The sequence below is a fragment of the Janthinobacterium sp. GW823-FHT06H09 genome (genome assembly GCF_058794735.1).
Genome location: NZ_JBXAHC010000003.1, coordinates 474,799 through 498,266, shown reverse-complemented (window position 1 = coordinate 498,266; position 23,468 = coordinate 474,799). Strand labels below are relative to the sequence as shown.

Below are 23,468 nucleotides of genomic sequence, written 5' to 3'. Positions count from 1 at the left end.
CGGGCGCATCCGCTCCCCAGAAACATTATTGAAGGCAACATTGGGCGAGTTCCCACATTTGACGGTGACATAGCCAAAAAAAACCGCCCGAAGGCGGCTTTCCCATGCGGTGCAAGCAAGGCGCTTAAATAAAATAGATCAGCGCGATGATGCCAATCACGAGCGCCACGCGGGTGACCTGGTAGGCCGTCTTGTTCCACGCCTTGAAGCGGCGGCGGTACTGGCCCATGGTCCAGGAAATCTGGAACAATTTACTCACGCCGCCCACCTGGTCGCCCAGCTCGTTGGGCGAGGCGGCGGCCGTCATCAGCGTGCGGCCCAGCCAGCGGTTCAAGCCTTGCGCCCAGCGGTAGCGCATCGGGCGCTCGATGTCGCAGAACAGGATGATGCGGTCGCTGTCGGCGTCGTTGCGGGCCCAGTGGATATACGTTTCATCGAACATCACGGCCTGGCCGTCGCGCCAGCTGTGGCGCTCGCCATCGACGTCGATGAAGCAGCGGTCGTCGTTCGGCGTCTGCAAGCCCAGGTGGTAGCGCAGCGAACCGGCGAACGGGTCGCGGTGCGGGTTGAGCTTGCCGCCTTGCGGCAATTCCGCGAACATGGCCGCCTTGATCGAGGGAATCGATTGCAGCAGCGCATAGGTTTGCGGGCACATCTGCTGTGCCGACGGGTGGTTCGCGTCATACCATTTCAGGTAGAAACGCTTCCAGCCATACTTGAAGAAGGAATTGAAGCCCACGTCATTGTTCTTTTCAGCCGCCTTGATCTTTTTCATTTCCTGCATGCGCAGCGCTTCATCGCGGATGATTTGCCAGTTCTGCTGCAGCGGCGCCAGTTCCGGGAATTGATCGACGGACAGATAGGGCGTGGCCGGCACCTTGGAAAAGGTGTGCATGAACAGGTTCAGCGGCGCCATGAACGAGGAGTGATCGAAGATCTGGCGGCGAAACGGCAGGCGCACCTTGCCCCGAAAATGAATATGTAAAACAGAAAACACAAAAATGCCCAGCAAGGCCCACTTCATACACAACCTCGTTTTGAAAGAATGGGGCAATTATAACCAGTTAATGCCCCGGCTACCCTGTGCCACGGTGAAGGAAAGATGAAGCGGCGCGCGCTGGCGCTCTGTCCTACAATGGCTTTATTTCATCACTGAAGGGGTAACAATGGAAATCTGGCACGCACCGCTCGACCTGGCCGCCCTCAACGCCGCCAGCGAGGGCACGGCCATGCGCCACCTGGGCATCGAATTCTCGGCCTTCGGCCCCGACTGGATCGAGGCGACCATGCCCGTCGACCACCGCACCATGCAGCCTTTTAAACTGCTGCATGGCGGCGCGTCCGTCCTGCTGGCAGAAACCCTGGGCAGCATGGCCGCGAATGCCTGCCTTGACAGCAGCAAGCAGGTCAGCGTGGGCCAGGAAATCAACGCCAACCACGTGCGCGGCGTGCGCGGCGGCCACGTGACGGGGCGCGCCACGCCCATCCACCGGGGCCGCACCAGCCAGGTCTGGGAAATCCGCATCAGCGACGATGACGGCAAACTGTGCTGCATCTCGCGCATCACCATGGCCGTTATCGACACTCCGGGCGCAGGCTGACGCGGCGGTTCTTGACTTGCATCAAGGCACTAAAAGCGAGCGCGTGGAATCATCCATAACGCTGTTCGCTTATAATTCAGTGTGCTGTTGTATTGTGCGGGGTTTCCAGCCGCGCAACTACATTGCCGAAATTAAAAGCTGACTGCCCAAAAAACGCCAGTTAGAGACCCATCCTGCGCCATGCGGGAAAGGCAACACGACGGCGAGCAGATCGCTGGTTCCAAGTAACTTCCAGTGGATTACTTGACGTAACCGGCAACAATCAACTTTATACAGGGCAATAACAACAATGATGTCATTCAATCGTTTGACGATAGGCGCGCGCCTGAGCGCAGGCTTCGGGCTGCTGGTCTTGCTGATGCTGGTGCTGGCCGCCTTCGCGCTGCTGCGCATCGGCGCCATCTCCGGCGCCATGGACGCGCAAGACAAAGTACAGCTGGAGAAACTGGACCCTCTGTATGTGGCGCGCGAAGCGCTCGACCAGACGGGCCTGGCCGCCCGCAACGCATATATCTTCCATGACCAGGCCGCCGCCGAAAAGGAGCTGGCCATCCTCGACACCCAGAAAGCGCTGTACCTGGAAGCGCTGGCGAAGCTGGCGCCGCAGTTCGCCGGCGATGCGCAATTCGAGAAGGTCAGCACGGGCCTGAAAACCATGGCGCAGGAATTGCTGCGTCCGCGCCAGTTCCGCGCCACGGGACAGATGGAGCAGTACGGCACCTTCCTCGTCGAGGAGTGCAGCCCCCTGCGGCGCCAGATCGTGTCCGACATCGATGCCGTCCTGAAAAACGTGCAGCGCGAATCGGAGCAGGCCAGCGTGGCCGCGCGCGCCATCTACGGCCAGTCGCTGCGCTGGATCGGCGTGCTGGCCGCGCTCAGCGTGCTCATTTGTATTGCGGTCGCCACCGTCATCACGCGGGGATTGCTGCGCCAGCTGGGCGGCGAACCGGCGTATGCGGCCTCGATTGCCGGACGCATCGCGCTCGGTGAGCTGGCCATCGACGTGCATACGCGCCACGGCGACGACAGCAGCCTGCTGTTCGCCATCAAGACCATGCGCGACAACCTGGCCGCCATCGTCGGCAAGGTACGCCACGGTACGGAAAGCATCGCCACGGCCTCCACCGAGATCGCCTCGGGCAACCGCGATTTGTCGCAGCGCACGGAGCAGCAGGCCGGTTCGCTCGAGGAGGTGGCGTCATCGATGGAAGAACTGATTTCCGCCGTGCGCCAGAATGCGGACAACGCCCAGCAGGCGAACCACCTGGCGCGCGAAGCGTCGAAGGTGTCGGAGCAGGGCGGCAAGGCCGTGGCCGAAGTGGTGCACACCATGGGTCTCATCAATGCCTCGTCGAACAAGATCGTCGACATCATCGGCGTGATCGACAGCATCGCCTTCCAGACGAATATCCTGGCCCTGAACGCGGCCGTGGAAGCGGCGCGCGCGGGCGAGCAGGGGCGCGGCTTTGCCGTGGTGGCAACGGAAGTGCGCAACCTGGCGCAGCGCTCGAGCGCCGCGGCGCGCGAAATCAAGGCCCTGATTGACGATTCCGTCAGCAAGGTGGGCACGGGCACGGTGCTCGTCGAGCAGGCGGGCGCCACCATGCATGAGGTGGTGGCCGGCATCGGCCGGGTGACGGGCATCATGGCCGAGATCAGCCATGCCACGCAGGAGCAGGGCGCCGGCATCGAGCAAGTCAACCGCGCCATCGTCGACATGGACCGCGTGACCCAGCAAAATGCAGCCCTGGTCGAGCAGGCGGCGGCCGCCGCGCACGAATTGCAGCAGCAGGCGGCGCAGCTGGAACAGGAAGTGGGCATTTTTAAATTGGCCCCGCCGGCGAACGGCCCTTTGCGCCTGGCGGCCTGACGCCGATGGCACGGCGGCACGGCGCGCCGGCAGCCATGCGCCAATAGTCGTATTCCGCGCTACAATGAGCGCTGGATCACCGCCAGGACTACTCATGCAAGTGCGCAGCAGCCATGATCTATCCAGCCCGGACGACGACAAGCCGGCGCCGCCCGTGCTGCAGCTGGCCCTTGCCGGTCTCGGCTGGGGCTTGCTCACCTGCATGCTGTGCTTTGCCATCCTGTTCCTCACGAAATGGCTGCTGCCGCCCGAATACTGGGGGGCGCACACGGGCCTGTCCAAGTTCAAGCGGGAAATGTCGCTGCCGCTGCTGGTGTTCTGGGTCGTCATTTATTCCCCCATCCTGGAAACGTTTCTCGGCCAGTTGCTGCCGCTGGAAATCCTCAAGCGCCTGGGCGCCACCCGGCAGCTGAGCATTTTTATCGGTGCCATCCTGTGGGCCATCGTGCATTACATCAGCGGCGGCTTGCTGCACGCGATTGTCGCGCTCGGTTCAGGCGCCATGTTCAGCTTTGTCTACCTGCGCTACCGCGCACTCACTGTGGCCGTGGCCTACGCGACAACGACCTTTTCCCGCGCCTGCAACAATATCGCCATCCTTGTCGCGGTGTTTTACGGCCTCGACGCGTAGACGCCTTTCTTTCTTCCTGAGCAAATACGGCAGCAGCGCCGCCAGCGCCACGGCCAGCAGCGCCAGGCCATTCAGCAACTGGCGGAAGGCGGCGTCATAGCTGGCGCGCAGCAGTGTTTCGTGGCCGCCCAGCAGCTGTGTTGCCTGTTGCATATCGCCAAGCGCGGCGCGGCTGGCGGCCGCCAATAGCGGTAGACCGGCGGGCAGTTGCCGCGCCAGCGCCGCGGCGATCAGGCCGGCCAGCAGGGCGCCAGCCAGGGCCAGCGCCACGCCGTCGGCGCTGATGCGCACGGTATTGAAGATGCCCGTCGCCATGCCGGCCCGCCCTGTGTCCACCACGCTCAAGGCCATGCCATCCATTAAGCCCCACGGCAAGCCGATGCCCGCGCCGATCAGCAGCAGGGGGCCGGCCAGCGCCGCAGTGCCGCCATGGCCCGGCACCTGCGCCAGCCAGGCCAGGCCCGCCGCGGCCAGCAGCAATCCCGCCGCGCACAAGGCACCTGCGCCGATCCAGCGCGACAGCAGCGCCGCCAGCACGGGCACGAGCAGCAATGGCGCGGCCAGGGCCACCATCAAACGGCCCGCCGCCAGCGCGGACATGCCGTCGATGCCGATGAAACGCCCCGGCAGCATGACGATGAGCACGATGAACAGGAAGGCGGGCGAGGCGGCCAGCACTTGCACGGCCACAAAGCGGCGCTGGCGGAACAGGGTCAAGTCCAGCATGGGCTGCGCCGTCCTGCGTTCGATCCTGATAAAAATGAAAAACAGCAGCACCGACGCGGCGACGGGCAGCAGCACGGCCCCGCTGCGCCAGCCGTGTTCGGGCGCCAGCAGCATGCCCAGGGTCAGCAGGCCCAGCGCGGCGCTGAAGCTGATGGCGCCGGGCCAGTCCACGCGGCCCTTGCCGCGCGGCGGATCGGCCGGCACGTTGCACCAGACCAGCAGCATGCCGATGGCGCCCAGCGCGGCCGTGGCGTAAAAGATGGCGGGCCAGCTGGCCAGCGCCAGCATGGCGCCCGCCGCCAGCGGACCGAAGGCCAGGCCCAGGCCGAACGTCGTGCCCAGCACGCTCATCACGCGGCTGCGCGCCGCGCCGTGGAACAATGGCGCCAGCGACGACATGGCAGCGGCGAACGCGGCCGCGCCGCCCAGGCCCTGCACGAAGCGCAGCGCGGCGATCCATGCCACCGAGGGCGCGACGGCGATGGCCAGCGTCGCCGCGCAAAACAGGGCCAGCCCCGCCAGCCACACGCGGCGCCGTCCCAGCACGTCCGTCAGGCTGCCCGCCACCATCATGGCGCTGCCATAGCTGAGGATATACGCATTGACGACCCAGTTCAGGGCGGCGGCGCTGCCGTGCAATTCGGCGCCGAGGGCGGGCAAGGCCACGGCCGGGCCCGTGAAGCACAAGGGAATGAGCAAACCCGTCAGGCAGGCGGCCAGCACTTGCAGCGGGAGAGAAAAGCGGGAGGAAGAGGGCATCGGTGTCGGAGATGAAAGAAAGAGGGACGAGTATGGCGCGCCCGCCATTGAAGAAAAATGGGCTAAACTGACGAACATATCGGACAAGAATGTCTTCAATGGAAAATCGTATGGATAGCCTGGGCGGCATCGCCATGTTCGTGCAGGTGGCCGACAGCGGCAGCTTTTCGGCCACGGGCCGGCTGCTGGGCCTGTCATCGTCGGCCGTGGGCAAGAGCGTGGCGCGCATGGAAGCGCGGCTCGGCGCGCGGCTGTTCCAGCGCAGCACGCGGCACCTGGCGCTGACGGCCGAAGGAGAAAAATTCCTGCAGCGCTGCAAGCGCATCCTGGCCGAGGTGGCTGCGGCCGAGCGCGAGCTGGGCGAATCGGGCGGCGCGCCGAGCGGCCGCCTGCGCATCAGCCTGCCACGCTACAGCGGCCTGTTCGAGCCGGCCATCGCTGCCTTCATGCAAGCGTATCCCGCCATCGAACTCGACCTCGATTTCTCCGACGCCATGGTCAACATCGTCAGCGACGGCTTTGACGCGGCCGTGCGCACGGGCGAACTGGCCGATTCGGGCTTGATGCGGCGCAAACTGTGCACGTTCCGCCGCCTGCTGGTGGCCTCGCCCGCCTACCTGGCGCGCCATGGCCGGCCCGCCGACGGCGCCGAACTGCTGCGGCACCAGCGCCTGCACTACCGTTTTCCCGCCACGGGCCGCCTGGAACAGTGGCCGCTGATGGACGAGTCTGCCCAGCCGGCACCCGGCATGGTGTGCAACAGCGTGGAAATGCGCGTCTTCCTGGCCGTGCAGGGGCAGGGCATCGCCTACCTGCCCGCATTCGCCGTGCAGCGCGAGCTGGCGGCGGGGCAGCTGGTTTCGCTGCTGGACGCGCGCACGCAGGCGCGCACGGCGTTCTGGCTGCTGTGGCCTGCCAGTCGCCACCTGCCGCCGCGCCTGCGCGTATTCATCGATTTCCTGGTGGAACAATTCGATCAGCGTACTTCGGGAGGCTGGCCTTGAGCGATGACAACACCGCCCTGCGGCGCCACGTGGCCGGCGCCACCGTGCGCCACGCCCACCCGTTCAGCATCGCGCCGTTGCCGCCGCAGGAAGCGCTGACGGCGGCCTTGCGCGACGACTGGGTGCGGCCCTTGTACATGGGTCTGCACCAGCCCCAGGCAAGCGCATGCGTGGCGCGGCTGGCACAGGCAGACGCCGCCCTCATCGCGCGTCTGCTGGGGCAATTCGACTGGCGCAGCCGCGCGGCGGGCGCCTACCTGGCCGCGCTAACCGGGCAGGGCGCCTTCACGGACCAGCTGGGCCGTCTGTTGCTGGCCAGCGAGGTCTGCTACGCGGGCAGCGCGTATTGCCTGGCGCTGGCCGTTTTCGACACGCCCGCCAGCCGCGACTACCTGCACCGCTATCTGGAACATTACCTGCTCCAGCCGCAGTTGTACTTTGATCAGAAGCAAGCCATGGCTGCCATCGCCTGGCTCGATGGCCAGCACGGCCGGAATGAGGCGGCGCGCCACGCGCCAGCCTGGGCCGTTTTCGCGGCCAGCCGGCCGGGTCTGGCGCTGGACGATGCGCTCGCGGCGTTTGCGGCCAGTATGGACCGCTTGCGCGCCCTGCAAGCTCTGAGGGCGCCCGCTAAGTAATCCTCAGGAAATTCTTGTGAAGTTTTGCAAGTCAGAAATCACAATAATTTCTTGGCGGTTAGTTACTTAGCATCGCTCCAGCCGCCGACGTCCCATCCCCACGCCGTACGGCCACTCCCTCCCCACATCCCGCTTTCATGACATTTGCGTGACAAATGGCAGTGTTTCCCCGCCTGATCTGTCACTGCAGAGTGCATGCCGAAGCTGCCTTTCGACGCGGCACGACTTTGTCTTCCATGCCGGCTTGCGCTGGCATATCCACGCGTGATTTTTTTTAAGTTTAACGACAGGAAACTGCAATATGACTAAGAAATTTGAATCCGCCGCCTTCGCGCCATCTTCCGAAGCGGCCGGCGTGTCCGCCATTGACGCCTATCTGAACAGCCTGGCGGCCCCGCAGCGTTTCGTGGGCACGGCGAACGCCGATGTACTCACCGGCACCACGGGCGCGGACGTGCTCGAAGGACTGGCGGGCGACGACACGTATTACGTCAACCATAGCGGCGACGTGGTCGTCGAGCTGGCCAACGGCGGCACCGATACCGTGTACACCAGCGTCAACTACACGGTGGCCGAGAACGTCGAGAACGTCCACCTGACCGCCGCAGGTCTGACGGTGACGGGCAGCGCCACGACCAACAACATCTTTTACGTCGATGTCCCTGGCGGGCACGTGATTGATGGCGGCAGCACGGGCAACGTGGTCAACTACGGCGGCGCAAGCGCGGGAGTGACGGCTGTCTTTGCGCCTGCGGACGGCCCACTAGTGGCGCGTCCTGGCGCTGACGTAGTGAGGAATGTGGCCAGCATCGTCGGCAGCAAGTTCAATGATGTGCTGACCGGCAACGAACTCAGGAATTTCCTTGCCGGCGGTTATGGAAATGACATTTTGCAGGGCGGCAAAGGCGACGATGGCCTGTTCGGCGCGATGGGTGACGATACCTACATTTTCGCCCGCGGCGACGGCGCCGATAACATCACCGAGATGGTGGAGGCGGGCAGCCGCAACGTCGTCTCCTTCCTGGCAGGCGTCAGCGCCGACCAGTTGTGGTTCCGCCAGGTGGGCGCGAACCTTGAAGTGAGCACCATCGGCACGGCCGACAGGATCACCATCAATGGCTGGTATAACGCCGGCTCGCCTCCTCGCATCGATGAATTCCGCACAGCCAACGGCCGCGTGCTGCTGGGAAGCGACGTGGAAAACCTGGTGCGGGCGATGGCCGTCCTGGTGCCGCCGCCGGCGGGCCAGCTGACCTTGCCGGCCGGCATCGCCGCCGCGCTGGCACCAGCGCTGGCGCAGAACTGGCGCACGGAAGGGCCGAACCAGCCGACCAACGGCACTTTCACCGGCACGGCGAACCCGGACATCATCAAGGGCACGGCGGGCGCCGACGTGATGGCCGGCCTGGGCGGCGACGATATCTATTACGTCAACCATGGCGGCGACGCTGTCGTCGAACAGGCGGGCGGCGGACGCGACACAGTCTACACCACCGTCAATCACACCCTGGCCGCCAACGTGGAAGAGGTGCATGTCAGCGCCGCCGGCCTGACGGTGACGGGCAACGGCAACGCGAACGTCTTCCACGTCGATGCCGCCGGCGGCAATGTGCTGCGCGGCGTCGGCGCGAACACTTCGGCCACCTATGCCGCGTCCAAGGCTGGCGTGACGGCCGCCATGATCGCCGTCAACGGTGACGCCACGGCGCGCCCGGGCAGCGATGTGCTGGTCAATATTTCCAACGTGACAGGCAGCGCCCATGACGACGTGCTGTCAGGCAACGAACTGGCCAACACCCTGTCCGGCGGCCTCGGCAACGATACCTTGCAAGGCGGCAAGGGGGACGACGTGCTGACCGGCGGCCTGGGCGACGATATCTATGTCTTTGCGCGCGGCGACGGCGCCGACGTCATCGCCGAGCCCTCGGCCGACGCCAATTACGACAGCATCGCCTTTTTGGCCGGCGTGAACATCGACCAGCTGTGGTTCCGCCAGGTGGGCGCGGATCTGGAAGTGAGCACCATCGGCACGATGGACAAGATCACCATCCGCAGCTGGAACGCGGCTGCGCCGAACATCGAGGAATTCCGCACGGCCGCCGGCCACGTCATGCGCGGCGCCGACGTGCAGCTGCTGGTGCAGGCGATGGCGAACCTGACGCCGCCGCCGCTGGGCCAGTTGACCCTGCCGGCCGCCACGGCCGCTGCCCTGGCGCCCGTGCTGGCCCAGGCCTGGCACTTCAACGGTCCCACGCAGCCCACGGGGCAGCACTTTGTCGGCACGGCGAACGCCGATGTCATCAACGGCACGGCCGGCGCCGACCTGCTCGAAGGCTTGGGCGGCGACGACACGTATTACGTCAACCACAGTGGCGACTTCATCGTCGAGCGGGGCAACGGCGGCAACGATACCGTCTACACCAGCGTCGATTACACGGTGGCCGACAATGTCGAATACGTGCGCCTCGCCTCTGCCGGCCTGAAGGTGACTGGCAGCGCCTATAACAACAACGTCTTTTATGTCGATACCCCCGGCGGCAATGTGCTCGATGGCGCCGGTGCCGGCAACTCGGTCACTTACAGCGGCGCCAGCACAGGCGTGACGGCCGTCTTCGCGCCCGTTGGCGGTCCCTTGACCGCGCGTCCCGGCGTAGACGTGCTGTCCAATTTCGGCATGCTGTTCGGCAGCAAGTTCGACGATGTGCTGATCGGCAATGAGCTCAAGAACGTTCTCTTTGGCGGCTTCGGCAATGATATCTTCCAAGGCGGCAAGGGCGGTGACACTCTGGCCGGCCTCGCGGGGGACGACACCTATATCTTCGCCCGCGGCGACGGCGCCGACATCATCGCTGAGACGGAGGAGGCGGGCAGCCATGACGTCGTGTCCTTCCTGGCCGGCGTCAGCGCCGAGCAGCTGTGGTTCCGCCGGGAGGGCGCCAACCTGGAAGTGAGCACCATCGGCACCACGGACAAGATCACCGTGAATAACTGGTTTGCCGATACGGCCGTGCGCATCGAGGAATTCCGCATGGCCGATGGCCGCGTCTTGTTGGGTAGCAATGTGCAAAACCTCGTGCAGGCGATGGCTAGCCTGACGCCGCCGCCGGCCGGCCAGCTGACCTTGCCTGCCGGCACGGCCGCCATCCTGGCGCCGGCGCTGGCGCAGAACTGGCGCGCCGCGCAGCAATTTGGCGCGGCCAGCCAGGGCGGATCCGCTGCCTGGCAAGCCGATCCGGCGCAGCTGGTGCAAGCGATGGCCGGTTTTGCCGTGCCCGCGGCCGCATCGGCGCCCTGGTCCGGCCACGGCAACCCGTCGACGCAGATCCAGCTGGCGGCAGCGCAATGACCGCTTACGTTGATCGCTTGAGCACGTAGTTCCACCCCCGCGCAGCCGGGCCGGCCTTGCACGTGCCGGCCCGGCTGCGCCATTGATTTCCGACATGATCCGATGACCGTACTTCCCTATCGCCACGCCACTTCGTCCACCGAACCCGCGCCCGACACGGGCCTGCTGTCGCTGCTGCTGATGGCCAGCCTGCACGGCATCGCCGCCGACGGCGCCCAGCTCAAGCACGCTTTCGGCCAGGCCGTGTTTACGCGCCAAACCGTCCTGCTGGCCGCGAAAGGGCTGGGCTTGACGGCCAAGCTGGTGCGCCAGGCGCCCGAACGGCTGGCGCAAGCGCCGCTGCCCGCCATCGCCATCGGTCACGACGGGCGTTTCTTTATTCTCGGCAAGGTCGACAGCAGCGACGGCGCCGTGAGCAAGGTGCTGATCCAGCATCCGGGCCAGCCGCCGCAGATCCTCGGCCGCGACGCTTTTCTCGCCATCTGGTCGGGCGAACTGATCTTTTTTACCAGCAAGGCCAGCTATGCGGGCGAGACGGCCCGCTTCGACTTCAGCTGGTTCATCCCCGCCATCGTCAAATACCGCAGGCTGCTGGGCGAAGTGCTGCTCATTTCCTTCGTGCTGCAGCTGATCGGCCTGGCCACGCCCCTGTTTTTCCAGGTGGTGATGGACAAGGTGCTGGTCAACGACGCCATGCAGACCCTGAACGTGGTGGCCATCGGCCTGGTCTGCGCCATCGTCTTCGAGGCGGCGCTGGGCCTCATCCGCACGTATGTTTTCGCGCGCACCAGCAGCAAGATCGACGTGGAACTGGGCGCGCGCCTGTTCCGCCACCTGCTGGCCCTGCCGATCGCGTATTTCCAGGCGCGCCGCGTGGGCGATTCCGTGGCCCGCATCCATGAACTGGAAAACATCCGCTCATTTCTTACCGGCAACGCGATGACCCTGGTGCTCGACCTGCTGTTTTCCTTCATCTTCATCGCCGCCATGCTGTGGTACAGCGCGGCGCTCAGCGTGGTCGTGCTCGCGTCTATCCCCGTCTACGCAGTCCTGTCGATGCTGCTCACGCCCGTGCTGCGGGGGCGCTTGAACGACAAGTTCAACCGCAGCGCGGAAAACCAGTCTTTTCTGGTTGAAACGATCAGCGGCGTCGACACGGTCAAGGCCATGGCCGTGGAACCGCGCTGGCAGCAGCAGTGGGAGAAACAGCTGGCCGGCTATGTGTCGGCCGGCCTGTCGGCGAACAATATCGGCATGCTGGCCAGCGGCAGCGTCACCCTGGTGAGTAAATTAGTGACGGCGGCCATCATGTGGTGGGGCGCCACGCTCGTCATCGACGGCAGGATGACGGTGGGCGAGCTGGTGGCCTTCAACATGCTGGCGGGGCAGGTGGCCTCGCCCATCCTGCGCCTGGCACAGCTGTGGAACGATTTCCAGCAAGTGGGCATCTCCATGAGCCGGCTGGGCGACATCCTCAACGCCCGTACGGAAGCGGGTAGCCAAAACGCGGGCAACCAGAAGGCGCGCCTGCCGCGCATCGCCGGCGCCATCGACTTTCAGCAGGTGGGTTTCCGCTACCGCCCCGACGCGGCCGAGGTGCTGCGCGAGGTGTCGATCGCCATCGCGCCCGGCGAGGTGATCGGCATCGTCGGGCGTTCCGGCTCCGGCAAGAGCACCCTGACGCGGCTGGCGCAGCGCCTGTACATCCCCGAGCGGGGCAAGGTGCTGATCGACGGGCAGGACATCGCCGTCATCGACACGGCGTCGCTGCGGCGCCAGATCGGCGTGGTGCTGCAGGAAAACATCCTGTTCAACCGCTCCGTGCGCGACAATATCGCGCTGAGCGACCCGGCGCTGCCCATCGAGGCGGTCATTGCCGTGGCGAAACTGGCGGGCGCCCACGATTTTATCTGCGAGCTGCCGGAAGGCTATGACACCATGGTGGGCGAGCACGGCACGGGATTGTCGGGCGGCCAGCGCCAGCGCATCGCCATCGCCCGCGCCCTGATCGGCGACCCGCGCATCCTGATTTTTGACGAAGCGACCAGCGCGCTCGACTACGAGTCGGAAAAGATCATCCAGGACAATATGCGCGGCATTTGCGCGGGACGCACCGTGCTCATCATCGCCCACCGCCTGTCGGCCGTGCGCGAAGCCAACCGTATCGTCGTCATGGAGCGGGGGCAGGTGGCGGAACTGGGCAGCCACGACGCGTTGCTGAAGCGGCCGGGCGGCATCTATGCCCATTTGTACAGCCTGCAGCAGGGTACGCACGGGAGCGCAACAGGGGACGCAACATGAGCGCCGGCCACCGTCTCGCCGCATATGGCGAATTGTTGCAATGCTATGGCCAGGTACTGCGGCACAGCTGGCGCAACCGCGCCACGCTGGGCGGCCCCGTGCTCAGCGAAGACGAGGCGGCCTTTTTGCCGGCCGCGCTGGCGCTGCAGGAGCGGCCCGTGTCGCCGTCGTTGCGCCTGACTGCCAGGGTGCTGATGCTGCTGGTCGGTTGCGTGGTGCTGTGGGCCGTTTTTGGCAAGGTCGACATCATCGTCCATGCGGCGGGCAAGATCATTCCATCCGGTAACACCAAGACCATCGCTTCCGTCGACGTGGCGGCCGTGCGCGCCCTGCAGGTGCGCGAGGGGCAGGCCGTGCAGGCGGGCCAGCTGCTGGTGGAACTCGACAGCCGGGGACCGGACGCCGAGCGCGACAAGGCGGCCGGCGACGCCGTGGCGGCCACCTTGCAAATGGCCCGCGCGCGCGCGCTGATCGCCGCCGTCGACACCCTGACGATGCCAAAGCTGGCGGCGCCGGACGCGATCCCTGCCCTCGAGCGCGCCGCCGCGCAGGCGCACGTGGATGGCCAGTACGCGAGCTTTCGCGCCCGGCTGGCGCACCTCGACGGCGAAATCGCCCGCTACGCGCAGGCGCTGCCATTGGCGGCCCAGCGGGCCGGCGATTACCGGGCGCTGCTGGCCACGCGCGACGTGGCCGAACACGCGTGGCTGGACAAGGAACAGGCGCGCATCGACCTGGCCGGCCAGCTGGCGTCGGCCCGCAGCGAACGGGCGGCCCTGGTGGCGCAAACGCGGAAAGACGCGTACGACGCGCTGGCGGAAGGGGCGCGAGTGGCGGCCGCCAGCGGCCAGGATGCGCGCCGCGCGGGCGCCCGCGGCAGCCTGCTGCGCCTGACTGCCCCCGTCGACGGCACGGTGCAGCAACTGAAGGTGCATACGGTGGGCGGCGTGGTGCCGGCCGCGCAGGCGCTGATGCAGATCGTGCCGCGCCAGGGCAGGCTGGAAATCGACGCCATGCTGGAAAACCGCGACGTGGGCTTCGTGCAGGCAGGGCAGGCGGTGGCCGTCAAGATCGACGCCTTCGACTACACCAAGTATGGCACCGTGCCCGCCGTCGTCAGCAGCGTCTCGCGCGACGCCATCGAGGATGAAAAAAAGGGGCCCGTCTACGCCGTCAGGATCACCTTGCGCCAGCCGTCCATCGTCATCGACGGCAGATTGGTGCCGCTGTCGGCCGGCATGGCCGTGCGGGCGGAAATCCGCACGGGCACGCGCAGGGTGGTCGAATACGTGCTCTCGCCGCTGGTGCGGCACCAGAAGGAGGCGCTGCATGAACGCTAGGCACGCCGCCATTTTCTTCGCCGCCGGTTTGTTCCTGGCCGCCGCGCCAGTCCGGGCGCAGATGCTGGACGCCGCGCCATGTCCATCTACCTATGAAGCTGCAGTCCCATTGACCCTGCCGGCGGCCGTCGACCTGGCCCTGTGCCGCAACGCGCAGGTGCACGGCGCCTGGGCCGGCATCCGGCTGCAGGCGGCCGGCGTGGGCGAGGCCAGGGCCGCCTACCTGCCCACCCTGAATGGGGGCTTGAGCCGGGTGCACGACCGCACGGCCTATCCGGGCGCCGGCACGCCTTCCGGCAGCCTGAACAGCAATACGGGTTCGCTGAGCCTGTCCTGGCGTTTGTTCGACTTCGGCGGGCGCGCGGCGGGCCAGCGTTCCGCGCAAGCCATGCTTGACGCGGCCCTGGCCAACCGCGACGCCGTGCTGCAAAAGACCCTGGCGGCGACGGTCAGCGCGTATTTCGAGGCGCAGACGGCGCGCGCCAGCGTGCGCATGCGGCAGCAATACCAGGCGCTGGCCAATGAAACGGTGCAGGCCACGCAGCGCCGCGCGCAGCGGGGCCTCGGCTCGCACAGCGACACCCTGCAGGCGGCCAGCGCCCTGGCCAAGGCGGCTCTGGGCGCCAGCCGCGCCGACGGCGAGTTCCACAAGGCGCGCGCGGTGCTCATTTACACCCTGGGCTTGCCGGCCGATGCGGGCGTGATCCTGGACGACGACGCGGACGGCGCGGTGGCGGGCCTGCGCGAGGGTTTGCAAGATGAGCTGCACGCCTGGCTGGCGCTGGCCCAGGCGCGCCATCCGGCCATCCTGGCGGCGCAGGCGCAGCTGGCGGCGGCGCGCGAACGGGTGGAGATTGCCCGCTCGGAGGGCCGCCCCAGCATCGACCTGACGGCCAATATCTACCAGAACGGCCGGCCCAACCAGGGCTTGTCGCCGGCTTCCACGCGCGAAACGCTGGTGGGCATCTCGCTCAACATACCCCTGTTCGACGGCTTTGCGCGCCACTACAAGGTGCGCGGCGCGCAGGCGCAGGCGGGGCAAAGGGAGGCCGAGGCTGAGGAAGTGCGGCAGCAGACCCTGATGGAACTGGTGAAAACGCATGCGGAGGCGAGCATGGCGCTGGCCAACCTGGCCGCGTCGCAAGCGTGGCTGGATGCGGCGCAGGACGCGCTGGCCAGCGTGCGGCGCAAGTTCGGCCTGGGCGCGGCCGATATCCTGGAAATGCTGAACACGCAGTCCGCGCTGCTCGAAGCGCAGCAGGAGCGCATCCGTTGCCAGGCGGAATGGCGATCGGCCCGGCTGCGGCTGCTGGCCAGCGCCGGCATGCTGGCGCGCGACGACGTCGCGCAAGGGGGAGGCAAATTGCGCGCCCCGGCGGCCCAATAATGACTATATTGGTGGCGGTCCTTCCCGCACAGGGAAGGCGTTCCTGTTTCGGACTAGGGAGACATCATGCACAGCGTACAAAAGATTACCCCATGTTTATGGTTCAACGGCAACGCCGAGGCGGCGGCCCGGTTTTATACGGAAATATTTCCCAATTCGAAGATCGGCCAGATCCTGCGCTATGGCGAGGAAGGCAAGGAAATCCACGGCCAGGAGCCGGGCAGCGTGCTGACGGTGGCCTTTGAACTCGATGGTCAGACGTTTACGGGCTTGAACGGCGGGCCGCAATTCCAGTTTTCCGAAGCGATCTCGTTCCAGGTCAATTGCGAAACCCAGGACGAGGTCGACCACTACTGGAACCTGCTGTCCCGGGGCGGGCCGCCGGAAGCGCAGCAATGCAGCTGGCTCAAGGACCAGTTCGGGGTATCGTGGCAAATCGTGCCCACCCTGATGATCAAGCTGCTGGGCGACCCCGATCCCGTCAAGGCCGGGCGCGTGATGAAGGCCATGATGGGCATGAAAAAGATCGACATCGAGCAGATCAAGCGCGCGTACGCGGGCTAGCCCGCCACGCGGGGCAGGGGGCGCACGCCAGCGGCGCACCCTGTCCAAGATGGCCGGCATTTGCTATAGTTCCGGCCATCTTTCCATTGCCAGATTGACCCTGCCCATGACTATCAGCACCAGCAACACCATCGCCCCGCGCACCTTCGGCACACCGCTGTCTTCCACCGCCATCAAAGTCATGTTGCTGGGTTCCGGCGAACTGGGCAAGGAAGTGATCATTGCGCTGCAGCGCCTGGGTGTGGAAGTGATCGCCGTCGACCGCTATCCGAACGCGCCGGGCCATCCCGTGGCGCACCGCTCGCACGTGATCGACATGAGCGACGGCGTGGCGCTGGCCGCCCTGATAGCCCTGGAAAAGCCGGATTTGATCGTGCCGGAAATCGAAGCCATCGCCACCGACACCCTGGCGGCGCTGGAAGCGGCGGGGCAGATCACGTGCATCCCGAACGCGCGCGCGGCCGTGCTGACGATGAACCGCGAAGGCATCCGCACCCTGGCGGCCGAAACCCTGGGCGTGGTCACGTCGCCATACCGCTTCGCCAGCAGCCTGCAGGAGTTGCAGGCCGCTTGCCAGGAGATCGGTTTCCCGTGCGTGGTGAAACCCGTGATGTCGTCGTCGGGCAAGGGCCAGTCCAAACTCGATGGCGCCGCTGACGTGGACGCGGCATGGGCCTATGCGGCCAGCGGCAGCCGGGTCGATACGGGCCGCGTCATCGTCGAAGGTTTCATCGACTTCGACTACGAAATCACCCTGCTGACGGTGCGCGCCGTCGGTGCTTCGGGCCAGGTCGAGACGCAGTTCTGCGAGCCGATCGGCCACTTGCAGGTGCACGGCGACTACGTGGAATCGTGGCAGCCGGCGCGCATGGCGCCATTGGCCCTCGAGCGTTCGCGCGAGATCGCCCGCAAGGTGACGGACAACCTGGGCGGCCTGGGCCTGTTCGGCGTGGAGCTGTTCGTCAAGGACGACATGGTGTGGTTCTCGGAAGTGAGCCCCCGTCCGCACGACACGGGCATGGTCACGATGGCCAGCCAGGTGCAGAGCGAATTCGAGCTGCACGCGAAAGCCATCCTCGGTTTGCCCGTCAACGTGGCGCTGCGTTCGCCCGGTGCCTCGGCCGTCATCTACGGCCAGCTGGAAGCGAAAGGCATCGCCTTCGAAGGCGTGGCCGACGCCTTGAAGGTGCCGGGCGCCGATTTGCGCCTGTTCGGCAAGCCGGAATCGTTCGCCCGCCGCCGCATGGGCGTGGCGCTGGCCACGGCCGACGATATCGATACGGCCCGCCAGCGCGCCGTGCTGGCCGCGTCCAAAGTCAAGCCGGTGGCCCGCTGATGGCCCTGGCGGCGCACGCCAGCCTGCCGCTGGCCGACGCCGGCGGCGACGACATCAAGCGCAAGCTGCGCGGCCACATCGCGCGGCGCAACCTGGCCGGCGCCGCCAACGACTGCAAGTGGAACGAACTGCTGGCCTTCATGCGCGGGCGGACCGACTGGGTGCCGTCGTACCGCTACGGTTCCGTGTCCGGCTACGTGTCGCGCTGGGACACGGAGTGGGATTACCACCCGCCGTTTCCGTTCATGGGCGTGGAATGGTTCGACATCAGCCTGTACTCGGAAGAACACGTGGCCATGCTGCTGCCGAAGAAAATCATCGACCATGGCGTGTGGATCGTGCCGGAGCTCCAACGCATCGGCTTCGATTTCGAGGTGCGGGACCGGGTGGCGCGCATCTGGGGCTATCTGCCCCGTTCCTACCATGACTTCCCGCCTGCCGACTAATTCAATGAGTATTGATATGCCTGACAACGATATTCCACAAGTACCGCAACCGGACGACGCCGTCGTCGGCAAGGAAGCGGGCGCGCAGATGCTGGCCGCGGCCTGCGCCGCGCGCGACGCCTTTTATGCCACCCTGGGCACCGTAGACACCGACGTGCTGGCGCCGCTGGTCAACCCAGCCTTCATGGGAGGCCCCCGCTGGCCATCGCTGCGCCAGGCCTGGCGCGTGATCCGCCGCGCCGATACCATCATCATCGCCAGCGACGGCTTGAGCGATCCGTTCGAGGATGACGACGACGTGTTCGTGCCGCGTGGCCACCTGCTGGAAGTGTGCATCGAGGCGCCGCTGTCCGCCTTCGACGGCCAGCCAGTGCAGGCATCGTGGCTGTTCGACCTGATTTACCAGGTCAGCCAGAACGTGGCCGACCACGGTTCCATCGACTTGCTGGTGCAGCGCCACGGCAGCGTGTCGATGGTGCTGGACGTGCAGGATGCGCCGGCGGGCCTCGAAGACGAGGACGAACAGGTGGGCGTGCTGCTGGCCCAGGGCGCAAGCAGCATCGCGCCATCGTTCGATACGCCATATGGCGAAGTGATGCTGCTCGCTGTCACCGCGCTGCAGCCGGCCGAACTGGCGTTCATCAGCGAGGCCGCCGACAAGGCGCAATCGCGGCGCGACCTGGCTGCCACGCTGGCCGCCTCGCCGACGGGGCATTGGAGCGTGGCCCAGCGGCCGGCCGTCATTCCCCGCTAGGTTCTTCGACCGGCGGCACGGCCGGTTCCTCGGTTTTCCGTGCTTCCTTCGCTTCAACGACGGCCGGCGCCGGCGGCGGCTCGCGCCACTTGCCCGCCGCCTTCAGCTTGTTCTTCAGCCCCGGCAAGGGGAAGCCCAGCGCATAGGCTTTTTGCGCATGCGCGCTGGCCTTCTCGTATTCCTTCTTTTTCACATACATCAAGCCCAGGTTGTACTGGATGGTGGCCTGCTCGGGCGCCAGGCGGCTGGCCGCATCCAGCTGTTCCAGCGCCATCGCATCCTGGCCCGTGGCCAGCAGGTAGTTGCCAAACACCATGCGCGCCGTCACGTCGTGCGGCGCGAAGGCGATCGCCCGTTCGAAGTAGCAACTGACCGTGTAGCGGGCGCCCACCGGCTGCGCGCTTTTCAGCCGCAATCCCAGCTTGGCCATCGACGCCAGCGCCCGGTGGTGGTTCGGGAAGTGCTCCAGGGTGTAGCTGATGTCGGCGCCCAGGCTGCCCGTCATGCCTTGCGTGAGCGTTTCCACGGCACGCGAAAAATGGAATTTCTCAATCACGGACAGACCGTCGCGGTCTTCCGCGCTCGTGTAGTCGCCGCCCGGCGTACGCTTGACGTAGGGCGGACATTCGGCCGCCGCCATGCCGCAGCAGGCGGCCAGGGTGCAGGCAAGTATCGGGTGCTTCATGCTGTTCTCCTGTGGCTGACCTGGTCCAGCACATCGGCCAGGGCGTTGCTGCGGGCTTGCCGCGATTGCAGGGCGATGGCCGTGGGGCTGGCCAGCGGCGCGCGGCCCTGGCGGGCCAGTTCCAGGAAGCGCAGCAGCGCGTGCGCGCAGTCGCCGCTTGAGGCCAGTTGGCCGATGGTGTCGATGCCGCAGTGGTGCAGTTTGGCCGCGCTGTCGCCCGCCAGGTCGGTCAGCGCCAGGATGGGGCGGCGGCAGCGCAGGTATTCATACAGCTTGGCGGGAATCTGCGCGTTGCAGTTGGCCGCCTGCAGCAGCAGCAAGCCGTCGGCGGCCAGCATTTCCTGCAGCGCCGCGCCGTGCGGCTGCAACGGTTCCAGGCTGACCAGGTCCTGGACGCCGTATTTCGCCAGCAGGCTGGCCAGCCACGCATCGTGGCCCGTCGCGCGCAGCACCAGCTGGAAATTGCGTGCATGCAGTACGCCGTCGTGGCGCAGCCGGGCCAGGGCTTCGAACAACTGCTGCGGGTCGCGCTCCGACGGGTAGATCACGCCGCTGTGCAGCAGCAAAAAGCGGCTGCGGTGGCCCGTGTGCGCAGGGCTGTCCGGGTAACCGTCTTCATCGTAGCCATTTTCGATCAGATGGAAACGCTCGCGCCCCAGCTGCGCCAGGCGCCGCCGGTGCGCATCGATGGCGCCCGGCGTGGTGCAGACGATGGCCGCGCCGCGCGCCGCGATGCGCTGTTCGATCCACGCATGCATGCGGTGCAGGCGCGGCTCGGGCGGATACGGCGCCAGCGGGTCGCTGTCATCGAGCATGGGGTCGCGCTGGTCGGCGACCCACGGCAGGCCGCTGAGTTTTTGCAGGGTCAGCGCGATCAGGTGCGCCGTGGCGATCGGATACGTCGACCAGATGGCGTCGGGGCGGTATTCGCGGATCATGCGCAGGCCGGCCGGCACTGCGCTCAGCCACCAGGAACTCCAGCGGTCGGGCAGGGCCAGGCAGCGCGGATAGCGTCCGGCGATGGCCAGATGGCGCGCCGCATCGAGCGCCAGGGTGCGCCGCACGGTGGCGTGCTCTCCGATCCGCGCCAGCTGCGCATCGCCAAGCTGCGCATACGCGACAGGACTGGGGCTGAGCACCAGCGGCTGCCAGCCGCAGTCGGGCAAATGGCGCGCGAAGCCCAGGGTGCGCAAGATGCCGCTGCCGCCGGCCAGTGGCGGAAAATGGTAGGCGACCATCAGCACCCGTTTTGGTCGGGCCGCGTTCGGTCGGGCCGCGCTCGGCGTGGTCGCTACCATGACTGCAGCCACCGTGCGCACAGCTGTTCCACTGCGCCGCGCCAAGCGGCGCTGGCGAACGTGTGGTTGGCACCCTCGACCTGCGCTTGCGTCCATTGCACGCGCGCGGTGACGCCGCGCCATGCCGGGTCGCCAGCGACCAGCGCTTGCCACTCGCGCGCGCCGAGGTCGTCGCCGCTGAGAATCAAGAGCACCTTGCCCTGGAATTCGGTCAGCGCCCGCAGCAGGGCCGGCGCTGGCACATCGTCTTCCTCCGTTGCCGGTGTCTGCGTGGCGGCCGCCACCTGCCGCAGCGACGCCAGGCTGGCGCCCAGCTGCAGTCCGCCGCCCGCCAGCTTGCGCCAGAACGCGCCTTGCAGCAGGCGCGGCAAATAATAGTGGCGCAAGGTGGCGCGCGCCAGGCCGGCGCCGCTGCGCACCCAGGGGTTGAGCAGCACCAGGGCCTTGACGCGCGCGTCGCGCGGCGCATGGCAGGCGGCCGCCGTGGCACCGTCGCACAAGCCCCACAGCGCCACTTCGCGCAACGATGGCACGGCATCGAAGAATTGCGCCAGCGCGCCGGCGATGTCGGGGCCGGCCGCGCGGTAGTCGCGCGCGCTGCCCTCGCTGTCGCCCATGCCGCGCAGGTCGAAACGCAGCACGGGCCAGCCTTGCGCGGCCAGGGCGCGGGCCAGCAGGACGAACTGGCGGTGGCTGCCGACCCGGTACTGCGGCCCGCCCGTGACGATCAAGACGCCGCGCGGGCCGGGCGCGGCGGGCAGGCTGAGGATGCCGACCATGTGCGCGTGCGCCTCGTCGTCACCGGGGCCGCCAGCCGCGCTGCGAAAGCGCAGCGCCAGCTCGCGCACGCTGTGCCCTGCGAGGTGCTGCTGGCTGCTGTCGCGCTTCATGGCGGCTGCCTTTCCTCGTCGAGCCAGTCGCGGCAGAGTAGCCGCGTGGCGTGCAGCAGTTGCGGACACGCCAGCAGCTCGCCGCTGTGCCAGAACGGCCCGTCGCCGAAGCTGGCCACGTGCACGGCGGCGCCGTGTTCGCGCCATTCGCGCGCCAGCGGCGGCAAGGGCGGGGCGCTGTGTTCCGGCGCCTGGTAATCGAGCCAGTAGACGGGCACCGACGGCTGCAGGGCGGAAGCGCTGACACCATCGATGGCGTGCGCCAGTTCTGGCGCCAGCAGGTAGCCCGCCACTTCCACAGGCTTGCCATTCGCCAGCGCGGCGCGCGCATGACCGGGCGCTTCCCGTGCGCCGCCGGCCAGCATGCCCGACGCCAGGCGCAGGCGCAGGAAGCGGTCGATGACGCGCCGTCCATCGAGTTCCGGTTGCCACAGCAGCAGACGGGCCAGCGGCAGCGGCGCGCGGCTGGCGAAATCGAGGGCCAGCAGGGCGCCCAGGCGCAAGCCCCAGACGCTCAACGGGCCGTCGACGCGCTGCGCCAGCCACGCGCAAGCCAGGTGCAGGTCGTTGTGCCAAATGTCCCAGCGCGCCTCACCAAAGTCGCCGCTGCTGTCGCCGCAGCCGAACAGATCGATCTGCAGCACGCTGTAGCCGGCGGCGGCAAAGGCGCGCGCCTGCGCGGCGGCCACGTGGCGGCTTTTATTGAGTTCCTCGGCGAACGGGTGGACATACACGATGCCGCCGCGCGCGCTGCGGCCCGGCGACGGCAGGTGCAGCAGGCAGTAGCGCTGGCCGCCGCTGGCGGGCAGGAAGAAGGGCAGCAGCGGCAGGGGGGCGATGGCGGCGCTGTTCATGGTCGCAGCTTGGCAAACACGAAATCGTGCAGGGTGCCGACGGTGGCGAAGTGGCGCGCGTGGATGTCGTCGTCGGCGACGAGGATGCCGAAATGGTCTTCCAGCGCGGCGATCACGCTGATCACGGCCATCGAATCGAGTTCCGGCACGCTGCCCAGCAGCGGCGTGTGGGCTTCCAGCGCGCGACCGTTCAAGCTCAAGGTGGTGTCGAGGATGCGTTTTACTGCTTCAAGATGCGGCATGTCAGCTCCAGGGAAGGGTAGTGCGGCAGGGACGACGTATCGAAGGCAAGGCAGGGAATGTCGTCGGGGCGGCGCGACAGGTGCAGATACGGCGGCAGGCTGGCGGCCATCCATTGCCAGCGCCCGCAGCGGAGAAAAGTGGCCGTGCCCAGCGCGTGCGTGCCCAGGCGTGCATGGGCGCCCAGCGAGGCGCGGTTGAAGCGCGAGATGCGGCTGCACGACCAGCGCACGCCCTGCGCGTACAGCACGGCGTTGGCCTCTTCCCACAGGCGCGCGAAGACCAGGCCGCCGCGCTGCTCGGGATGCACCCACACGTCCAGGTCCCATGACGATTGCTGCGACGCCAGCGCATAGCGGGCGCGCACCTCGTCTTCCTGGCAGCCGTGGCGCAGCAGCCAGATCCAGCCAACCATGCCGGACTTGTCCCGCGCCACCAGGCATTGCGCGCCCTGCCGGTAGCGTTCGGCCAGCACGCCGGGGCGGCGTGCGGGACCGGGCGGCAAGTCCGCTTCCGCCAGGCAAGGCGTCACCGTGATCGACCGGCCGCGCCCGCGGCACAGCGAGCCGGGCGCCACTGCTTGCGCCACGAATTGATAGCGGTACAGCGCGCAGCGCCCGCCCGGCACGCTTTCCAGCAGCCGCGCCACGGCCAGCCACGCGCTGTCGCGCCAGCCCAGCTGGCGCAGGCTGGCGGCAAGTCCTTGCAAGCGGGAAAAATGGAGGAAATGGGCGAGGCTGGCCATGGCGATCAACGATGGGGCGGCTATGCAGCCAACGCTGTCCATTAGAGCGCAGC

General features: G+C 67.0%; 20 protein-coding genes. 12 read left to right on the top strand and 8 right to left on the bottom strand.

Translation table 11 applies throughout. From position 1 onward, the window contains the following. Positions 1-124 precede the first annotated feature (124 nt). Positions 125-1,024: a lipid A hydroxylase LpxO gene (gene lpxO / locus AC1Q6X_RS07065; protein ID WP_070218708.1), complete on the bottom strand. Its 900-nt coding sequence runs from the start codon at positions 1,022-1,024 to the stop codon at positions 125-127. Positions 1,025-1,166: 142 nt separating this feature from the next. On the opposite strand from lpxO, the gene AC1Q6X_RS07060 reads away from it, so the two are divergent. After that, positions 1,167-1,601 (top strand): hotdog fold thioesterase, encoded by a 435-nt coding sequence (locus tag AC1Q6X_RS07060; protein ID WP_070288290.1) that lies wholly within the window; start codon positions 1,167-1,169, stop codon positions 1,599-1,601. A gap of 289 nt (positions 1,602-1,890) precedes the next feature. Continuing rightward, a complete protein-coding gene (locus AC1Q6X_RS07055) occupies positions 1,891-3,471 on the top strand; it encodes a methyl-accepting chemotaxis protein (RefSeq protein WP_492496049.1) in 1,581 nt (526 codons plus the stop codon). A gap of 493 nt (positions 3,472-3,964) precedes the next feature. On the opposite strand, the gene AC1Q6X_RS07050 is transcribed toward AC1Q6X_RS07055, so the two are convergent. Beyond that, a complete protein-coding gene (locus AC1Q6X_RS07050) occupies positions 3,965-5,587 on the bottom strand; it encodes an MFS transporter (RefSeq protein WP_492496047.1) in 1,623 nt (540 codons plus the stop codon). A 110-nt stretch (positions 5,588-5,697) separates the two neighbouring features. Between AC1Q6X_RS07050 and AC1Q6X_RS07045 the strand changes: the two genes are divergently transcribed. From AC1Q6X_RS07045 to AC1Q6X_RS07000, 10 genes are all read left to right on the top strand, one after another. Continuing rightward, positions 5,698-6,591, top strand: coding sequence for a LysR family transcriptional regulator (locus AC1Q6X_RS07045; RefSeq protein WP_492496045.1), 894 nt, complete (start codon positions 5,698-5,700; stop codon positions 6,589-6,591). Beyond that, on the top strand, positions 6,588-7,229 hold the full coding sequence (locus AC1Q6X_RS07040; RefSeq protein WP_492496043.1) for a DUF6000 family protein: 642 nt from the start codon (positions 6,588-6,590) through the stop codon (positions 7,227-7,229). Before AC1Q6X_RS07045 ends, AC1Q6X_RS07040 begins: the two co-directional genes overlap by 4 nt. A 301-nt stretch (positions 7,230-7,530) precedes the next feature. Then, positions 7,531-10,575 (top strand): calcium-binding protein, encoded by a 3,045-nt coding sequence (locus AC1Q6X_RS07035; RefSeq protein WP_492496042.1) that lies wholly within the window; start codon positions 7,531-7,533, stop codon positions 10,573-10,575. A 102-nt stretch (positions 10,576-10,677) separates the two neighbouring features. Next, a complete protein-coding gene (locus tag AC1Q6X_RS07030) occupies positions 10,678-12,876 on the top strand; it encodes a type I secretion system permease/ATPase (protein WP_492496040.1) in 2,199 nt (732 codons plus the stop codon). Then, positions 12,873-14,216 carry an HlyD family type I secretion periplasmic adaptor subunit gene (locus tag AC1Q6X_RS07025; RefSeq protein ID WP_492496038.1) on the top strand — a complete coding sequence of 448 codons (1,344 nt, stop codon included), beginning with the start codon at positions 12,873-12,875 and terminating at the stop codon, positions 14,214-14,216. The genes AC1Q6X_RS07030 and AC1Q6X_RS07025 overlap by 4 nt, the downstream gene beginning before the upstream one ends. Next, a complete protein-coding gene (locus AC1Q6X_RS07020; RefSeq protein ID WP_492496036.1) occupies positions 14,206-15,603 on the top strand; it encodes a TolC family protein in 1,398 nt (465 codons plus the stop codon). Before AC1Q6X_RS07025 ends, AC1Q6X_RS07020 begins: the two co-directional genes overlap by 11 nt. Before the next feature lie 66 nt (positions 15,604-15,669). Further along, positions 15,670-16,167, top strand: a complete 498-nt coding sequence (locus tag AC1Q6X_RS07015) for a VOC family protein (RefSeq protein ID WP_070288302.1) — start codon at positions 15,670-15,672, stop codon at positions 16,165-16,167. A 106-nt stretch (positions 16,168-16,273) separates the two neighbouring features. Then, on the top strand, positions 16,274-17,503 hold the full coding sequence (gene purT, locus AC1Q6X_RS07010) for a formate-dependent phosphoribosylglycinamide formyltransferase (RefSeq protein WP_492496034.1): 1,230 nt from the start codon (positions 16,274-16,276) through the stop codon (positions 17,501-17,503). Further along, positions 17,503-17,949, top strand: coding sequence for a DUF6678 family protein (locus AC1Q6X_RS07005; RefSeq protein ID WP_121669372.1), 447 nt, complete (start codon positions 17,503-17,505; stop codon positions 17,947-17,949). The genes purT and AC1Q6X_RS07005 overlap by 1 nt, the downstream gene beginning before the upstream one ends. 16 nt (positions 17,950-17,965) lie before the next feature. Next, entirely contained in the window at positions 17,966-18,703 is a 738-nt protein-coding gene (locus AC1Q6X_RS07000; RefSeq protein WP_492496031.1) for a hypothetical protein, read from the top strand. On the opposite strand, the gene AC1Q6X_RS06995 is transcribed toward AC1Q6X_RS07000, so the two are convergent. The 6 genes from AC1Q6X_RS06995 to AC1Q6X_RS06970 are packed head-to-tail and all read right to left on the bottom strand — an operon-like array spanning position 18,690 to position 23,415. Further along, on the bottom strand, positions 18,690-19,388 hold the full coding sequence (locus AC1Q6X_RS06995; RefSeq protein ID WP_492416849.1) for an ABC transporter permease: 699 nt from the start codon (positions 19,386-19,388) through the stop codon (positions 18,690-18,692). The genes AC1Q6X_RS07000 and AC1Q6X_RS06995 overlap by 14 nt on opposite strands. Then, positions 19,385-20,686, bottom strand: coding sequence for a glycosyltransferase (locus AC1Q6X_RS06990; protein WP_492496029.1), 1,302 nt, complete (start codon positions 20,684-20,686; stop codon positions 19,385-19,387). The genes AC1Q6X_RS06995 and AC1Q6X_RS06990 overlap by 4 nt, the downstream gene beginning before the upstream one ends. After that, positions 20,680-21,576: a hydrolase 1, exosortase A system-associated gene (locus AC1Q6X_RS06985; protein WP_492496027.1), complete on the bottom strand. Its 897-nt coding sequence runs from the start codon at positions 21,574-21,576 to the stop codon at positions 20,680-20,682. The genes AC1Q6X_RS06990 and AC1Q6X_RS06985 overlap by 7 nt, the downstream gene beginning before the upstream one ends. Then, positions 21,573-22,430, bottom strand: a complete 858-nt coding sequence (locus AC1Q6X_RS06980) for a hydrolase 2, exosortase A system-associated (protein WP_492496026.1) — start codon at positions 22,428-22,430, stop codon at positions 21,573-21,575. Before AC1Q6X_RS06980 ends, AC1Q6X_RS06985 begins: the two co-directional genes overlap by 4 nt. After that, positions 22,427-22,672: an acyl carrier protein gene (locus AC1Q6X_RS06975; RefSeq protein WP_492496024.1), complete on the bottom strand. Its 246-nt coding sequence runs from the start codon at positions 22,670-22,672 to the stop codon at positions 22,427-22,429. The genes AC1Q6X_RS06980 and AC1Q6X_RS06975 overlap by 4 nt, the downstream gene beginning before the upstream one ends. After that, the gene (locus tag AC1Q6X_RS06970; RefSeq protein WP_492496022.1) at positions 22,651-23,415 is read right to left on the bottom strand and encodes a GNAT family N-acetyltransferase; all 765 of its coding nucleotides are present in this window, start codon (positions 23,413-23,415) and stop codon (positions 22,651-22,653) included. The genes AC1Q6X_RS06975 and AC1Q6X_RS06970 overlap by 22 nt, the downstream gene beginning before the upstream one ends. Between the last annotated feature and the right edge of the window lie 53 nt (positions 23,416-23,468).

Excerpts from the sequence above, each read along its gene's own strand:
- lpxO (WP_070218708.1), bottom strand. The coding sequence starts at position 1,024 with ATGAAGTGGGCCTTGCTGGGCATTTTTGTGTTTTCTGTTTTACATATT.
- AC1Q6X_RS07060 (WP_070288290.1), top strand. The coding sequence starts at position 1,167 with ATGGAAATCTGGCACGCACCGCTCGACCTGGCCGCCCTCAACGCCGCC.
- AC1Q6X_RS07055 (WP_492496049.1), top strand. The coding sequence starts at position 1,891 with ATGATGTCATTCAATCGTTTGACGATAGGCGCGCGCCTGAGCGCAGGC.
- AC1Q6X_RS07050 (WP_492496047.1), bottom strand. The coding sequence starts at position 5,587 with ATGCCCTCTTCCTCCCGCTTTTCTCTCCCGCTGCAAGTGCTGGCCGCC.
- AC1Q6X_RS07045 (WP_492496045.1), top strand. The coding sequence starts at position 5,698 with ATGGATAGCCTGGGCGGCATCGCCATGTTCGTGCAGGTGGCCGACAGC.
- AC1Q6X_RS07035 (WP_492496042.1), top strand. The coding sequence starts at position 7,531 with ATGACTAAGAAATTTGAATCCGCCGCCTTCGCGCCATCTTCCGAAGCG.
- AC1Q6X_RS07030 (WP_492496040.1), top strand. The coding sequence starts at position 10,678 with ATGACCGTACTTCCCTATCGCCACGCCACTTCGTCCACCGAACCCGCG.
- AC1Q6X_RS07025 (WP_492496038.1), top strand. The coding sequence starts at position 12,873 with ATGAGCGCCGGCCACCGTCTCGCCGCATATGGCGAATTGTTGCAATGC.
- AC1Q6X_RS07020 (WP_492496036.1), top strand. The coding sequence starts at position 14,206 with ATGAACGCTAGGCACGCCGCCATTTTCTTCGCCGCCGGTTTGTTCCTG.
- AC1Q6X_RS07015 (WP_070288302.1), top strand. The coding sequence starts at position 15,670 with ATGCACAGCGTACAAAAGATTACCCCATGTTTATGGTTCAACGGCAAC.
- purT (WP_492496034.1), top strand. The coding sequence starts at position 16,274 with ATGACTATCAGCACCAGCAACACCATCGCCCCGCGCACCTTCGGCACA.
- AC1Q6X_RS07005 (WP_121669372.1), top strand. The coding sequence starts at position 17,503 with ATGGCCCTGGCGGCGCACGCCAGCCTGCCGCTGGCCGACGCCGGCGGC.
- AC1Q6X_RS07000 (WP_492496031.1), top strand. The coding sequence starts at position 17,966 with ATGCCTGACAACGATATTCCACAAGTACCGCAACCGGACGACGCCGTC.
- AC1Q6X_RS06995 (WP_492416849.1), bottom strand. The coding sequence starts at position 19,388 with ATGAAGCACCCGATACTTGCCTGCACCCTGGCCGCCTGCTGCGGCATG.
- AC1Q6X_RS06990 (WP_492496029.1), bottom strand. The coding sequence starts at position 20,686 with ATGGTAGCGACCACGCCGAGCGCGGCCCGACCGAACGCGGCCCGACCA.
- AC1Q6X_RS06985 (WP_492496027.1), bottom strand. The coding sequence starts at position 21,576 with ATGAAGCGCGACAGCAGCCAGCAGCACCTCGCAGGGCACAGCGTGCGC.
- AC1Q6X_RS06980 (WP_492496026.1), bottom strand. The coding sequence starts at position 22,430 with ATGAACAGCGCCGCCATCGCCCCCCTGCCGCTGCTGCCCTTCTTCCTG.
- AC1Q6X_RS06975 (WP_492496024.1), bottom strand. The coding sequence starts at position 22,672 with ATGCCGCATCTTGAAGCAGTAAAACGCATCCTCGACACCACCTTGAGC.
- AC1Q6X_RS06970 (WP_492496022.1), bottom strand. The coding sequence starts at position 23,415 with ATGGCCAGCCTCGCCCATTTCCTCCATTTTTCCCGCTTGCAAGGACTT.